This is a genomic window from Cytobacillus firmus, from assembly GCF_023715565.1.
Taxonomy (GTDB): domain Bacteria; phylum Bacillota; class Bacilli; order Bacillales; family Cytobacillaceae; genus Cytobacillus; species Cytobacillus firmus_C.
The window spans coordinates 1-15560 of record NZ_JAMBOJ010000028.1; the positions used below are offsets into that span (position 1 = coordinate 1).

A 15560-nucleotide genomic window follows, 5' to 3' on the forward strand; every position below is an offset into this window, starting at 1 on the left:
TGATCCGCTGGTACAAGTTCGTCTAGTGCAATCATTTCAATTTGATCTCGTTGAATTGGATTATGTTTAGAAAGCATATTAATCACCTCAAGCATTGTATTACTTCTATTTTAAATCAAAAAAGACTCCCGACAAGTACGATTTTCATCGAGTTTGTCGACAGTCTGAGATGAGCACTGTGCTCATCTTTTTTCGTTTATCCCCCTCATTTATTTCATGCATAGTTTTTCATGAATTTATTCCTTTTGCACATAATACAACTATTGTATTTACAAACAGTTTCACAAGGGAATAGGATTACTGATGTTGGTTAATGCCGGGAAAAACTACTACATAGTGAAGAGGTGTAAACATGAATTTTATTTGGGGGATATTCGGAATCATTGTCGTTTTAGGAATAGCCTTCCTGTTTTCCAGCAATAGAAGAGCGATAAGTGTAAGAACAGTTGCGGGAGGGCTTGCCATTCAACTGATCTTCGCCTTTCTCGTTTTAAAGTGGGAAGGCGGCAGAAAGGGATTGGAATGGCTCACAATGAAGGTAAACGATATAATCAATTATGCCAACCAGGGAATAAATTTCTTATTTGGCGGTCTTTTTACAGATGAATCGGGAATTACCTTCGTTTTCGCTCTTCAGGTTTTGCCTGTTGTAATCTTTTTTTCATCACTGATTTCCGTCCTCTATTACTTAAGGATTATGCAATTTTTCATTAAAATCCTCGGCGGGGGACTGGCTAAGCTTCTTGGTACTAGAAAAGCGGAATCCATGTCGGCAGCAGCCAATATATTCGTAGGCCAGACTGAGGCTCCGCTTGTAATCCGCCCATTTATCGCCAATATGACAAAATCCGAGTTGTTTGCAGTCATGACAGGAGGCCTTGCTTCTGTGGCAGGATCAGTTTTGATCGGGTATTCCTTATTGGGTGTGCCTCTTGAATATCTGCTGGCAGCAAGCTTTATGGCTGCACCTGCCGGTTTGGTCCTGGCCAAAGTTATGCTTCCGGAAACGGAAGATAAAGAAGAGCCTAAAGAATTTGAGATGGAAGTGGATAGCGATTCTGCAAATGTCATTGATGCAGCGGCAAAAGGAGCAAGTGTCGGACTAGAGCTCGCTTTAAATATCGGCGCAATGCTGCTGGCCTTTATTGCTTTGGTTGCTTTAATTAATGGTCTTCTTGGATGGGTTGGAGGGTTATTCGGGCTGGAAGGCTTGACGCTCGAAATCATACTTGGATATGTGTTCTCTCCGCTCGCGTTTGCTATAGGAGTTCCATGGTCAGAAGCCGTACAGGCAGGAAATTATATTGGTCAGAAGTTAATTTTAAATGAGTTTGTTGCTTATTCTGCTTTTGCACCGGATATCCCGACTTTATCTGATAAAACGGTGGCAATCGTAAGCTTCGCCCTTTGCGGATTTGCAAACATTTCCTCATTGGGCATCCTGCTGGGAGGACTTGGCGGATTGGCCCCGAACCGGAGGCAGGACATTGCTCGGCTTGGTTTAAAGGCAGTTGCTGCGGGTGCCCTGGCATCTATGCTAAGTGCCGCCATAGCCGGAATGCTGTTTTAATGAACTATGAAATATGGAAAATCCCCCCGCAGGCCGGGAGGATTTTTTTATTTCTTTAAATAATAGATAACCGATTCATATGGCCTTAACTGGATAGTCTCCGCAGCAGTAGGTGACTGCTTGTAATTGGCAAGTAAAATATCTGCTTTATATTTATCTGCTTGAATGTGTTCAGGAAGGGTAAAGGATGTTTCTTTCCCATAAAAATTATTTACGACCAACAATTTTTCATTATCACCATTTCGAACATAAGCAAATACATCAGGATGATCCTCTGAAATCAGTTCATAGTCGCCATAGGTGATAATATCGTACTGCTTGCGAAGCTGGATCAGCTTTTTATAATGATAAAATATAGAATTCTCGTCCTTCAATGCTTTTTCGGCGTTGATTTCCCTGTAATTGGATGCAACATGAATCCATGGCGTCCCTTCGGTGAATCCGGCATTTTCAGAGCTATCCCACTGAACCGGTGTCCGGGAGTTATCGCGCGATTTGCTTTTGAGAATATTAATAATTTCTTTTTCTGCCATTCCCTTTTCCTTAAGGATAGAATAAACATTCAATGATTCCACATCTCGATATTCATCTATACTATCAAAGCCCGGGTTCGTCATGCCAAACTCTTCACCCTGATAAATATATGGAGTCCCCTGCATCATATGAATGGCTGTCGCCAGCATTTTTGCAGATTCGCGGTGATATTTTTTGTCATCACCATATCTTGATACAATCCGGGGCTGGTCATGATTGCACCAAAATAAAGCATTCCAGCCTCCGCCCTTGTGCATTTCTTTTTGCCATTTCGATAATATCTGCTTTAAGGCCTTAAAATCAAATTCAGCGAGTGCCCATTTCTCCCCATTTGGGTAATCCACTTTCAAATGATGGAAATTGAACGTCATGCTTAATTCTTCCCGCTCAGGGTTGGAATATTTTATACAATGATCAATTGTAGTGGATGACATTTCCCCGACTGTCATACTGTCGTACTTTGAGAAGACTTTTTCATTCATTTCATGGATGAATTCATGAACACGCGGGCCGTCTGTATAGAACTTCCTGCCATCCCCCGGAGGTACAGTACCATCATCATCCGGAAAATCCTGATCTTTAGAAATAAGATTGATTACGTCAAGTCTAAAGCCATCCACACCTTTTTTAAACCAGAATTCCATCATGTCATACACTTTGCTGCGCAGTTCTTCATTTTCCCAATTGAGATCTGCCTGTGTAACATCAAATAGGTGAAGATAGTATTGTCCGGTTGCTTCATCATATTCCCATGCATTCCCGCCGAATTTGGATTCCCAGTTTGTCGGCTCGCTTCCATCTTCCTTTGGGTCTTTCCATATATAAAAATCCCGATACGGATTGTTTTTGGATTTTTTTGCTTCCTGAAACCATTCATGTTCAGTGGATGTATGGTTCACAACAATGTCCATAATGATTTTTATGTCACGATTATGGGCTTCTTCAAGAAGCTTATCAAAGTCTGCCATTGTTCCATATTCCTCATGGATGCTGAAATAGTCGCTGATGTCATATCCGTTATCACGCTGCGGAGATTTATAAATGGGTGTCAGCCAGACGACGTCCACACCTAATTCCTTTATGTAATCAAGCTTGGCAATAATTCCAGGAATGTCTCCAATTCCATTTCCTGTCGTGTCGTTAAAGCTTTTCGGGTAAATTTGATAGACTACTGCTTTTTTCCACCATGGTTGTTTCATTTAGAATCACCCTGTTTCAGTTTATTTAGAATAATACTTTTCTTTTTAGCTGTTAAAGAGAACCACCTGAGTTTCGTATGGACGAAGTTTTATGGTTCTGTCAATTTGTATTTCATTGTAATTCCCAATCAGCTGTTCAAATTTCTTCTCCCGGAGGTTTGCAGGGAGTTCTGCTTCGGTGTTTCCTCCATAGAAGTTGCACATGACGAGAAGAGTCTGATTGCCCAGTGATCTTGTATAGGCGTAGACTTCAGGATGCTGATCAAGTATAAGATTATACTTTCCGTATATAATAATTTCATTTTTCTTCCTGAGTTCAATAAGCTTTTTATAATAATGAAAAATAGAGTCAGGGTTTTTCATGGCCTTTTCGACATTAATGTCTTTAAAGTTAGGATTTACTTTTATCCATGGAGTTCCTTCCGTAAATCCACCGTGCCTGGAAGAATCCCATTGCATGGGAGTTCTTGCATTGTCACGCCCTTTTGCATAGATGGCCTTCAGTGCTTTTTCCTCTGTCCAGCCATCGTTAAGAGCTTCTTTATAAAAGTTGAGTGTTTCTATATCTCTGTAATCATCAATGCTTGAGAAACGGACATTCGTCATTCCAATTTCTTCGCCCTGATAAATATATGGAGTTCCCTTCATCATATGCAGCAAAGTTGCCAGCATCTTTGCTGACTTATCCCAATACTCTCCATCATTCCCGAATCTTGAAACAGAGCGTGGCTGATCATGGTTATTAAAATAAAGACTGTTCCAGCCAACCTCATCCAATTCATTTTGCCATTTGGTCAGATTTGTTTTTAAATCAAATAGATCAAGGGGTTTAAGATCCCATTTGCCATTTGGCCCGTTATCAAGACTGACATGTTCAAACTGGAATACCATATTTAACTCATTGCGTGATTCATCTGTATACTGCCGAGCCCACTCCGGATTCACACCAGGCATTTCACCGACTGTCATTACATCATACTTCGAAAGAGCCTTTTCATTCATCTCCTGAAGGTATTCATGAATTTTGGGGCCGTTTCGATAATACTTGCTTCCAGAAGCATATTTCTTCCCTGGCTTTGGTTCATCATCTGGTAGTCCCTCCACTTTGGAGATAAAGTTGACTACATCCATTCTGAACCCATCAATCCCTTTTTCAAGCCACCAGGTCATCATGTCGTAAATTTCATTTCTCAGTTTCGGGTTCTCCCAGTTGAGGTCAGGCTGTTTTTTTGAAAACAGATGCAAATAATATTCTCCAGTACTTTCGTCAAGCTCCCAGGCAGATCCGCCGAAATTGCTGCCCCAGTTATTCGGCTCCTTTCCATTTTTCCCTTCACGCCATATATAGTAGTCCCTGTATGGATTATTTTTCGATTTCCTTGCTTCGGAAAACCAGATATGCTCGTCTGAACTATGATTCACTACCAGATCCATAATGAGTTTGATGCCTCTTGTATGCAGCTCCGCAAGAAGCTCTTCCCAATCCTCCATTGTTCCAAACTCACGCATAATATCCTGATAATCACTGATATCATAGCCATTATCATCATTGGGTGATTTGTATACTGGAGAAAGCCACACCACATCAATTCCAAGATCTTTCAAATAATCAAGTCTTGAGATAATTCCATTTAAATCTCCTATTCCATCTCCATTGCTATCCATGAAGCTTCGAGGATAGATCTGGTAAACTACACTCTCTTTCCACCATTGTTTCTTCATAATGCAACCTCCGGTATATAAAAATATTGAGCATGCCTAAAAATGGCGATACCATGGAATCCTAGAAATCCATGGCATCAATCATTCTATTTAAGCTTTTTTAAATTTCGAGAAAGCTAAAGTTAATACAAACGGCACAACTAGAGCAATCCCCATTCCGATAAAGAATGCACCCCAGTTTTCCGCAAAGATGGAGAAGAATGCCGGTAATCCGCCTACACCAATTGACGGTGCCTTAACTCCATTAATAGTTATAAATATGCCTGCTGCAGCTGACCCAATAATCGCTGCAAAGAACGGATACTTAAAGCGAAGATTAACCCCAAACATCGCCGGCTCCGTTACACCCAGCCAAGCTGAAATAGAAGAAGTGAGCGCTAGCCCTTTCAGCTTTTCGTTCCCTTTGCTTAACAGCATGATGGCAAAAGCAGCTGAACCCTGTGCAATATTGGATAGTGCCACCATCGGCCACAAAAACGTGCCGCCAATGCTGCCGATTAGCTGAAGATCGACTGCCAGGAATGTATGATGCATGCCAGTGATAACAAGAGGTGCATATAATCCTCCGTAAATCAAGCCTCCAAGGGCCGGAACAGCATCAAAGATTCCGACAACCCCATTTGTAATCCAGCTGCCGATCGTGAATGTAATTGGTCCGATGGCAATAAAAGAAAGAAATCCGGTAATAAGCAAAGCGATTGGTGCGACAGTCAGAAGCTGAACCGCATCAGGGATTCTTTTTCGCAGAAATACTTCTATCTTAGCCAAAACATATGAAGCAAATAATACAGGCAACACTTGGCCCTGGTAACCTACTTTTTCAATTTCAAGACCAAATAAATTCCACTTCGGAACTTCTTCTGCTGCACCATAGCCCCATGCATTTAATAGATCAGGATGCACCAGCATCAAACCAAGCACCATACCAAGAAGCGGACTGCCGCCAAACCGGTTTACAGCACTCCATCCAATCAGCCCTGGAAGAAATACGAAAGCCGTGTTGGCAATCAGGTTAATGATGCTCGCCAGATCAGCCCAGTTTGTATAAACATCAACAAACGACTTATCATTGAAGAAAATATCAGGTGCTGTCATAATGTTGTTGATTCCCATCAGCAAACCAGCTGTTACGATAGCCGGGAGGATAGGAATAAAAATATCAGCCAGTGTTTTTATTCCACGCTGCAAGGGATTTAAGCTTTCGGCAGCTGCACTTTTTGTCTCTTCTTTTGACGATTCACCAATACCGGTTGTATCTGTCATTTCTTTATATATTTTATCAACGAGACCTTGTCCAATCACAACCTGGAATTGTCCATTGGTGGAAAATGAACCTTTTACAATATCAATATCTTCGAGCTTTTCTTTATTGACTTTACCTTCATCTTTTAATGCAAAACGCAGCCTTGTTACACAATGAGTGGCCGCAGCGATATTATCCCTGCCCCCGATAGCTTCTACGATTTGCTCTGCTGACTCTTTATTTGTGGCCATTCTACGCTCTCCTCCTGTTACCGTTTTCATAATAATGAAAAAAACAGTTATAAGGTTCTTATTTATCGTTCTCGATTTTTATAAATCTATCCATTACACACAAATTAACTTGTATATACATGAACTGTTTACGCTTTCATTCTATCCTGTATATACATGTTAGTCAACTATTTTTTCTTTCCCTTCTTTTATATACCCATTCACTCGGTTCGAAAGCCTAAAAAAAACCGGCTTAGAGACTAATCGTCTACAAAGCCGGTTCTAAACCAGTAGGTTATTTTCTTTTATCATCATCTTCAGTGAGATCACGGGTAGATTTCTTAAATTCTTTTAAGGTCTCCCCGAATGCTCTCCCTATTTCAGGAAGTTTTTTAGGACCAAAAATAATAAGAGCAAGAACCAGGATGAGAATTAAGCCTGGAATACCGATGTTTGATAACATGCTGAACACTCCTTATATATCATATCGCTTGAAACAGCAGTAATCATGTTCATTGTCCATTATAGGGGATTGGCTCATAAAATCATAGTATGAGAGTTATTTTTATAATTTCTCATTCTCCCGTTGATTAATCGCACGATCAAGCTCTTCGAGAACATCACCAATTTTGCGCTCATGGATCACTTCATCAGCATAAAAGTCAAAATCAGTAGGTTTCATATTAATAATCACCAATTTTGCTCCGTTTTGTTTCGCAATCAGCGGAAACTGGTTGGCTGGTGTCACCGTCAGGGATGATCCCAGAACTATAAATAGTTCTGCCTTTTCTGATTCTACCGCTGCAAAATCTAAAGCCTGCTCAGGCAGCATTTCCCCAAACAAAACTACTGAAGGACGAAGCAGCCCCCCGCAATTACATTGAACGTGTCCATGCAAATATCCCTCGCTCGGGAACTCTTTCTTACATTCCTGGCAATGGAGTGTCTGCAGATTCCCATGAAGTTCTGATACATTTTCACTCCCCGCCAACCGATGAAATCCATCCACATTCTGGGTGATAATACTCTTTAAAATGCCTCTCTTTTCCCAATCAGAAAGTATATAGTGGCCTTTATGAGGGCTGCACTCTTTGAGTCCGATTACCCGGTGCCGATAAAATTCTATAAAACCCTTCACATTTTCATTCAATGCTTCAGTACTCGCAATTTTCCCAGGGTCTTCCCCATTCCATAAGCCATTATTGGCTGACCTGAAATCAGGCAGTCCGCTTTCCGTTGACATTCCTGCTCCAGAGAATATTACTGTATAATTTGATTCTTTCAGCCATTTCTCAAGCATATATATATCAGCTCCCACTAAAATAATGTTACAGCGTTGAAGGCTATTTCCATTTTTTTCTCCAGGTTAAATGTTTATGTCATGTCAGGTATGCGGTAAATAATAGATTATAACTGTTTTTACGAATTATCAATATAGGAGTGATGGCTATGCCTGAAATAGAAACGAAAGATTATAAGGACGGCTATAAAAAATTTTCTTCCAGGGCAAAGCGTTATGCGGAGGATCCTGAAAAAACAAAAGGTCTGCTAAAAAAGGCTACACTTAAAGCTGAGAAAAACAAATCTTCGTTAAGTGATATATGGGAAAAGTTTCAGCTGCTGATCGATTTAGTTAAGGCATGGTCAAAAGGGGATTACCGGCATATCTCCAAAAAATCAATTATCTTTATTATTGCATCCATACTGTACTTTGTCTCTCCTATCGACCTGGTTCCAGACTTTTTAATTGGAATAGGGCTTCTTGATGATGCAGCAGTACTTGGTTTTGCCGTCAGCCAGATTACAGGTGAACTTGAGAAATTCAAAACCTGGAAAGAAAGCCGGACTATTGAAATGAAATAATTTCAAATGGTGTCCATTTTGATATTGTCTGCTATAATAAATCAAGGAAAGTATTCATGCCTGTTAAAATTAAATAGCAAGAAATGTAGGGGAACCGGTGTGCCGGTTGAGACTTCATCCTTAAGATGCTGACCCTTTGAACCTGATCTGGCTAATACCGGCGTAGGGAACATATTCTTAAACATAATAAAATGTTTTTATATGCGTCCCGGTTATATGCCGGGGCGTTTTTTATTTTTTAAGGGCAGACTAATACCAGCTTTCCTTACTACATAAAGCTTTTTGGGGAGGTTTCTATATGAAAAAGTGTATAACAGCTATTACTGCGGTGCTGCTGTTATCCGGCTGTGCCGGCAGCGGCCAGGATGCTAAGACTGAAGGTCCAGGCAGCAAACAAGAATTGAAAGAAGTTACTGTCGTACTGGATTGGACGCCAAATACCAATCATACCGGCTTATATGCCGCAAAAGAAAAAGGCTATTTTAAAGAAGAAGGGCTCGATGTCGAGATTATCACGCCAGGCGAAGCAGGTGCAGATCAATTGACGGCATCAGGCAAGGCCGATTTCGGTGTCAGCTATCAGGAAAGCATTACAGAAGCCCGTGTACAGGGTGTGCCGCTGGTATCAATAGCGGCTGTCATTCAACACAATACTTCCGGTTTTGCATCCCCTGCTGAAAAAAACATTAAATCACCGAAAGATTTTGAAGGAAAAACGTATGGCGGTTGGGGAGCTCCTGTAGAAAAATCAGTAATTGACTCCCTAATGAAGAAGGAAAATGCCGATGCTGAAAAAGTGTCAATTGTGAACATAGGAGATGCAGATTTTTTTACAGCGGTTAAAAGAGATATAGACTTCGCATGGATTTATTACGGGTGGACAGGTGTAGAAGCTGAGCTTCGCGGGGAAAAGATTAATATGGTCTACCTCACAGACTACTCAGAAAAACTGGATTACTACACGCCTGTTCTGGCTACGAGTGAAAAATTGATTAAAGATGATCCGGATACTGTCAAAGCATTTGTAAATGCTGTAGCCAAAGGATATGAATTTGCAATCCAACAGCCGGAGAAAGCAGCAGATATTTTGTTAAAGAATGCTCCTGACCTGAACAGCGAATTAGTTAAAAAGAGCCAGGAGTGGCTATCCCCGCGTTATCAGGACGATGCTCCCAGATGGGGAGAACAAAAGATTGAGGTCTGGGAAAACTATGCAGACTGGATGTATGAAAATGGTCTATTAGATAAAGAATTAGATGCCGGCAAAGCATTTACAAATGATTTCCTGCCGGAATAAGGAGAGTTTATGAAATGGCAAACGCACTTGTAAGCATTCAAATCATTCCAAAAACTAAAGATGGGGAAAATGTTATCCCATACGTTGATGAAGCAATCAGTGTCATTCAGCAATCCGGTGTAAAGTTCGAAGTGCATCCGCTCGAAACAACGATGGAAGGCGATTTAGAATATTTATTGAAAATAATTGCTGATATGAACAGAAAAATGATTGAAAAAGGAAGCAGCAATGTAATCTCACAGGTTAAGATTCTCTATCAGCCCGATGGAATTGAAATGAGTCATTTAACGGAGAAGTACCGTCGATGATCAATGTATTTAGAAAAGGGTGGAGGCCGGCTGCGGTTCTCCTCCTTTTATTCATTCTTTGGGAATTATCAGTAAATCTGGCAGAAGTCCCTGCCTGGCTCCTGCCTCCCCCGACTGATATCATTCATGAGGCAGTTTTTGGCTGGGATGGCTTCCGCCCGCACCTTCAATCGACAGTCCTGCTTTCATTAAGGGGATTTGCCATTGGCACTTTCATCGGATTGCTTACAGCTGTAATATTGCACTTATTGCCTTTTATTAGGGAATCTGTTTACCCGCTTCTCATCCTTTCACAGAATGTGCCAATTATTGTTCTGGCTCCTTTACTAGTTGTATGGTTTGGATTTGGCATACTTCCAAAACTTATTGTCATTACACTGGTATGCTTCTTTCCCATTACTGTTGCAGCATTGGATGGTTTTCGGCAAACTCCAGCAGATCTCAGGCATTATATGCTGATGGCTGGAGCTCGCAGAGGACAGCTGTTTTGGAAGCTGGAGCTTCCCCATTCCCTTCCATCTTTATTTTCCGGTCTAAAGATCTCTGCAACCTATAGTGTTATGGGTGCTGTAATATCTGAATGGCTCGGAGCTAAAGCCGGAATTGGGGTTTATATGACTCTAGCCTCTTCTTCCTTTCGGACAGACCGTGTTTTTGTAGCCATACTTGCGATTATGCTGTTAAGTTTGCTGCTTTTTGGAGGTATTTTACTGTCAGAACGTTTGCTTATTAAATGGAAGTCCAGGGAGAGTGGCAGAAAATGATACAATTATCGGTTAATTCTCTATCGAAAAGTTTTGATTCAATTCAGGTTTTAAGCAGTTTGAGTTTTCATGTAAACAAAGGAGAGTTTGTTTCGGTTATAGGTCCATCAGGCAGCGGAAAGAGCACTATCTTTAACCTGATTGGCGGAATGCTCCTGCCTGATGAAGGATCCATAATGCTTGGGGAAGCCGAAATTAGCGGCAAACGCGGTTCAATCAGCTATATGCCCCAGACACCTTCCCTGATGCCATGGAGAACCATCCTTCAGAATGTTCTGCTTGGACAGGAAATTATGGGAAAAACGGAACCGGAAACAGCCAGAAAAATGCTTCAAAAGGCCGGACTCGGTGGCTATGAAAATGCATTTCCGCATGAATTATCTGGAGGCATGAAGCAAAGGACAGCCTTTATCCGGGCACTCTTAAGCCCACAGCCAATCATATTGCTGGATGAACCTTTTTCAGCTTTGGATGAGCTTACGCGTCATGATATGCAAAAATGGCTTCTCGATATTTGGAATGAACATAAGCCGACGATTCTGTTTGTCACTCACAATATCGAAGAAGCCATTTACCTCTCTGACCGAATATTAATACTCGGCAGCAAGCCTGCTAAAGTGGTTCAGGAATATACAGTGCCTTTTGCGCGACCGCGAATGGAGGAAATTTTCCTGGATGAAAAATTCCTTGAATGCAAAAGAAGCATCCATCATGCACTGAAAGAGCTGTCATTTAAGTCAGACTAGTCAAAATATACCAGGCGAATATAATCACATCGCACCATTCCTAATTATGGAAATATAGGTTAATCTTATATTGGACAATACTTTTAGGAGGTATGTGATGAAAAAGTATATTTTCTTATTCTTGACTATTTTACTAGTTTTCGCAGGCAATGTTTCTGCACAGCCCAAAAGTAATTCGGCAGGTTTAACTGAGAAAGATTTCATGAAAGCCGTGTTAAAATCTGATAAGTTTAAGGAATTCAATTCATCTATATTAAAAGATGCCTCCCCCCAGCCAAAAGCTCTTATTGATGAAAAAGGAAAACAATATGGCTGGACAGTGCAATATGAAATTGAATTCAACGAAAAAAACATTTCCTTAGATGAAAATGCTCTCGTAAATTTTTCGTCCCTTCTATCATTCTCATTTGAGTCAGGGAAGGAATTAAAAGTGCGGCTGGTTGATTACAGCAGGCTTATTGAGGATCAGGCTTTTTATGTAAAAGACCTGAAGTCTGGGAAAGAGAGTAAAATTGATATATCAAAAGACGACACCTTTACTGATTATTTAGCAGAAGTTGAAACAAAAAAAACTCAGCTGATTAAAGAAGTGGCCAAAGTCAGTCTTGCTTCTTCCGATAAAGCTGCAGCATCAGGCCAGTTATGCTACTATTGCACAAAATATGAATGGCGCGGAGGTACTCCATGTTCATCCGCTAATACAGTGTCTGAAGCTTCAGTATCAACCCAGCTTGAACAAAACGGAATTAATCCGGATTCAGTGGTAGTTGATTGCTATGTTCCCCGCCATAAGGTGTGTGTTGACGGAGAATGGAGAACCTATTGCCCTATACAATGAAAAAACCGGCTAAGCGAATTGCTTAGCCGGTTTTGTTATCCTTTCGTACCGGATGCTATATTCGAGCCTTCTATAAAATGCTTCTGGAAGAAGAAAAATAACAGTACTACAGGCAATAATACCATTACTGACATGGCCATCAGGTAATGCCATTGTGTCTGTACAGTTCCTTTAAAGGTTTGAAGGCCAATTTGCAAAGTGTAAAGACTTTCATCATTTAAATATAATAACGGGCCAAGAAGGTCATTCCATGCGCCATTAAATGAGAAAATCGCTACAGCAATAAGGGCGGGCTTCGTCAGCGGAAGCATAATATGCCACCATATCTGAATATGATTTGCGCCGTCCAGAACAGCTGCTTCAATCAGTTCATTCGGAATTGTCATCATAAACTGGCGAAGCAGGAAAATGAAAAAGGCACTACCCAAAAAAGCCGGAACAATGAGAGGCAGATATGTATTTACCCAGCCAAGCTTGGAGAATAAAATGTACTGAGGCACCATAGTGACAAACCCTGGTATCAGCATGGTTGATAACACAACCATAAACAAGAAACTTCTTCCTTTGAAGCGTATTTTCGCAAATGCATAAGCAACCAGCGAATTGACAATAACACTTCCCACCATTCCGCAAAAGGCAATAAAGAACGTATTCATAGCCCAGCGGGTAAACGGTGCTGTTTGCCACGCTTTCACATAATTTGAAAAATGGATTTCTTTAGGCACAAAGGTCGGCGGATATTGAGCTATTTCAGCAGGAGATTTCAGGGAAGTTGAAATCATCCACCACAGCGGAGAGATTACCAGCACACTTCCTGCTAATAAAACAATGAAAACTAACATCTGCTTTAATCTATCTTTGAATTTCTTCGTTTCATAAAACTTCGGGGCGGCGGCCGTTCTCATTTATTATCTCCCCCCTCATAATAAACCCATTTTTTACCGATTTTCATATTAATGATGGTCAGTATCATAACGACAATAAACAATAGCCAGGCCATTGCAGAAGCGTAGCCCATGTCAAACACCTCAAACGCATTATTCCACATATGAAGATTATAGAACAGGAGTGAATTTCCAGGTCCCCCGCTTCCATTCTCCGTCATGACATAAGCTTCCTGGAAGATTTGAAATGAACCGATAGTACTTGTCAGTACATCAAAGAATATGATTGGTGAAATCATCGGCAATGTGATATGAAAAAATTTCTGAATTACATCGGCTCCATCCAGATCCGCTGCTTCATAAAGGGAGTTTGATACTCCCTGCAGACTTGCCAGATAGAGAAGCATCCCTCCGCCCACACTCCACATTTTCATCAAAAGCAAAGCTGGCTTTGTCCACTCAGGGTCAAACAGCCACGCTGGCCCCTCAATCCCGAACCATGCCAGGAACGTATTTACCAGACCAGTTGACGGACTCAGCAGCTGCATCCATAAAAAGTAAACCGCTACACCTGAGAGGATAGCAGGCAGATAATAAAGTGTGCGAAAAAATTTCATGCCTTTTACCTTCTGATTCAAAAGAACCGATAGAAATATCGCCCCTGCAGTAGTAAGCGGGACAGAGAATATAACGTAAAAAAGAGTATTCCAAAGGGACGTTTTAAAAAGGTCATCGATTGTAAACATGCGTTTAAAATTATCAAATCCGATAAAATTCATTTTTGAAGTAATATTATAATCTGTAAAACTTGCGAATAAGGAAAATAATAGCGGGCCAAGTGTCAGTCCCAGAAATCCAATTATCCATGGGCTGATAAAGAGATATCCAATGATATTGTCTCTTGTTTTGCGGGATATCCGTCTATTTGATGTCATTCCCTGTTTGTTTGCAAGAGCTGCTCTCCGGCGCTCAATCGGTGTCTCATATGATTTCAACCCTTACACCTTCTTTTGGTATTATTTATAAAGAGAGAAGGATAGCCCTTCTCTCTTTGTTCTAATTTTTCTTTAGTTTTTCAACATCTATTTCTGCTTTTTCCAGCGCTTTTTCTGGCTTGGTTTTACCGAGCAGAACATTATCTATATGCGGATTAATGCGATTCTGGTAATCCGGGTACTCTATCGGAACAGGGAACATTTGCGTCTGATCCAGATTTTTCACGGTAGCCTCATACACATATTGATCAGCACCTTTAAGCTCTTTAACCACGGCTTCTGCAGCTTCTATATTGGCGACATTATCATAATTCTTCATAGCCCAGTATTTTTGGGCCTCAGGGCCTGTAAGGTATTCGATGAACTTCATAGCTTCCTCAGGATGTTTTGCTCCTTTGGGAATTTCAGCTACGAACCCGCCGCCATCACTCCAGTTCCCAGAACCTTCTTCATATGCAGGAATTGGGGCAACACCAAAATTCATATCATCTCCATAATCACGAATTTGTGTGTAAAATGTACCGATATCAATCCACATGGCCACTTTACCTGCAATGAACGGATTGGATTGTTCACTTCCAAACTCAGCTTCAAAAGACTGAACTGTTTTTTCGCCTAGACGCTCCTTCCATCCCAGCAGCCACTGTAACGCTTCCTGTTTTTTAGGTGTATTGATATAAAGTTCTCCATTTTGAATAAATCCTTTTCCGCCGTCAGCACTTGTCATCCAGCTTGCAGCACCAGTACTGCCCCAGAGCGGATAAAAGCCAACTCTCTCATAACGATCCCCGTCTTTAAGATCCAGCTTCTCAGCATACTCCTCAAGTTCATCCCATGTCGCAGGGGGTTTTTCCGGATCAAGGCCAGCTTCTTTGAAGGCATCTTTATTGTAAAATAGCAATCTTGTATCTGTGTTAAATGGAACGGCATAAGGCTTGTCTTCGTACAAAACCGTTTCCCATAAATGCGGATAAAACTGCTCTTTAAACGAATCATCAATATACTTGCCCAAGTCTTCAGATTGTCCATTGTCTGCCCGCTGGGCAACTGTGTTAATATCGTTAATGATAACATCCGCAGGATTGCCGGCAGCAACGGATGCGAGGTTCTTTGTCCAAATGTCACCCCAAGGCAAATATGTATGCTTAACAAAAACTTCATCCTGTGATTTATTAAAATCATCTATGATTTTTTCAATGATTGGCCTTCTGGTTTCTGAACCCCAAAAACTCCAAAAATCAACAACGACCTTTCCATCCTTAGTCTTTTCTGCCTGAGCACTTTCCCCGGAACAGCCTGCTAATATGCCAATAAACAGGAATGCGGAAATAATAAAAAGAAGTCCTTTTTTCATGATGCTCCCCCTA

At 41.0% G+C, this 15560-nt stretch carries 15 protein-coding genes and 1 riboswitch; of the genes, 7 read left to right on the top strand and 8 right to left on the bottom strand.

The genetic code is table 11. From position 1 onward, the window contains the following. The first annotated feature begins 352 nt into the window (after window positions 1-352). Window positions 353-1570, top strand: a complete 1218-nt coding sequence (locus M3205_RS12720) for a NupC/NupG family nucleoside CNT transporter (protein ID WP_251170258.1) — start codon at window positions 353-355, stop codon at window positions 1568-1570. 47 nt (window positions 1571-1617) lie between these two features. Here the strand turns inward: M3205_RS12720 and treC are convergent, their stop codons facing one another. The 5 genes from treC to M3205_RS12745 all read right to left on the bottom strand — a co-directional run bounded on the left by treC (window position 1618) and on the right by M3205_RS12745 (window position 7798). Then, on the bottom strand, window positions 1618-3303 hold the full coding sequence (gene treC, locus M3205_RS12725; protein ID WP_251170259.1) for an alpha,alpha-phosphotrehalase: 1686 nt from the start codon (window positions 3301-3303) through the stop codon (window positions 1618-1620). Window positions 3304-3348: 45 nt separating this feature from the next. Next, on the bottom strand, window positions 3349-5025 hold the full coding sequence (locus M3205_RS12730; RefSeq protein WP_251170260.1) for a glycoside hydrolase family 13 protein: 1677 nt from the start codon (window positions 5023-5025) through the stop codon (window positions 3349-3351). 90 nt (window positions 5026-5115) lie between these two features. Then, window positions 5116-6519, bottom strand: coding sequence for a PTS system trehalose-specific EIIBC component (gene treP / locus M3205_RS12735; RefSeq protein WP_251170261.1), 1404 nt, complete (start codon window positions 6517-6519; stop codon window positions 5116-5118). 274 nt (window positions 6520-6793) lie between these two features. Next, entirely contained in the window at window positions 6794-6961 is a 168-nt protein-coding gene (gene tatA, locus M3205_RS12740; RefSeq protein WP_251170262.1) for a twin-arginine translocase TatA/TatE family subunit, read from the bottom strand. 102 nt (window positions 6962-7063) lie between these two features. Beyond that, window positions 7064-7798 carry an NAD-dependent deacylase gene (locus M3205_RS12745; protein ID WP_251170263.1) on the bottom strand — a complete coding sequence of 245 codons (735 nt, stop codon included), beginning with the start codon at window positions 7796-7798 and terminating at the stop codon, window positions 7064-7066. 149 nt (window positions 7799-7947) lie between these two features. Here M3205_RS12745 and M3205_RS12750 point away from each other — a divergent pair, with 149 nt between their 5' ends. From M3205_RS12750 to M3205_RS12775, 6 genes are all read left to right on the top strand, one after another. Beyond that, window positions 7948-8361 (top strand): YkvA family protein, encoded by a 414-nt coding sequence (locus M3205_RS12750; RefSeq protein ID WP_251170264.1) that lies wholly within the window; start codon window positions 7948-7950, stop codon window positions 8359-8361. A 77-nt stretch (window positions 8362-8438) separates the two neighbouring features. Further along, a riboswitch (TPP riboswitch) is annotated at window positions 8439-8547 on the top strand. A 112-nt stretch (window positions 8548-8659) separates the two neighbouring features. Continuing rightward, entirely contained in the window at window positions 8660-9658 is a 999-nt protein-coding gene (locus M3205_RS12755) for an ABC transporter substrate-binding protein (protein WP_251170265.1), read from the top strand. Between the two features lie 14 nt (window positions 9659-9672). After that, entirely contained in the window at window positions 9673-9966 is a 294-nt protein-coding gene (locus M3205_RS12760) for a thiamine-binding protein (RefSeq protein ID WP_251170266.1), read from the top strand. Next, window positions 9963-10730 carry an ABC transporter permease gene (locus M3205_RS12765; RefSeq protein ID WP_251170267.1) on the top strand — a complete coding sequence of 256 codons (768 nt, stop codon included), beginning with the start codon at window positions 9963-9965 and terminating at the stop codon, window positions 10728-10730. Before M3205_RS12760 ends, M3205_RS12765 begins: the two co-directional genes overlap by 4 nt. Then, window positions 10727-11476, top strand: a complete 750-nt coding sequence (locus tag M3205_RS12770; RefSeq protein ID WP_251170268.1) for an ABC transporter ATP-binding protein — start codon at window positions 10727-10729, stop codon at window positions 11474-11476. The genes M3205_RS12765 and M3205_RS12770 overlap by 4 nt, the downstream gene beginning before the upstream one ends. Before the next feature lie 97 nt (window positions 11477-11573). Further along, the gene (locus M3205_RS12775; RefSeq protein WP_251170269.1) at window positions 11574-12314 is read left to right on the top strand and encodes a hypothetical protein; all 741 of its coding nucleotides are present in this window, start codon (window positions 11574-11576) and stop codon (window positions 12312-12314) included. A gap of 35 nt (window positions 12315-12349) precedes the next feature. Here the strand turns inward: M3205_RS12775 and M3205_RS12780 are convergent, their stop codons facing one another. The 3 genes from M3205_RS12780 to M3205_RS12790 form a co-directional block, all read right to left on the bottom strand. After that, window positions 12350-13219 carry a carbohydrate ABC transporter permease gene (locus M3205_RS12780; RefSeq protein ID WP_251170270.1) on the bottom strand — a complete coding sequence of 290 codons (870 nt, stop codon included), beginning with the start codon at window positions 13217-13219 and terminating at the stop codon, window positions 12350-12352. Continuing rightward, window positions 13216-14193, bottom strand: coding sequence for a carbohydrate ABC transporter permease (locus M3205_RS12785; RefSeq protein WP_285886302.1), 978 nt, complete (start codon window positions 14191-14193; stop codon window positions 13216-13218). The genes M3205_RS12780 and M3205_RS12785 overlap by 4 nt, the downstream gene beginning before the upstream one ends. A 61-nt stretch (window positions 14194-14254) precedes the next feature. After that, window positions 14255-15547, bottom strand: coding sequence for an ABC transporter substrate-binding protein (locus tag M3205_RS12790; RefSeq protein ID WP_251170271.1), 1293 nt, complete (start codon window positions 15545-15547; stop codon window positions 14255-14257). Window positions 15548-15560: the final 13 nt, after the last annotated feature.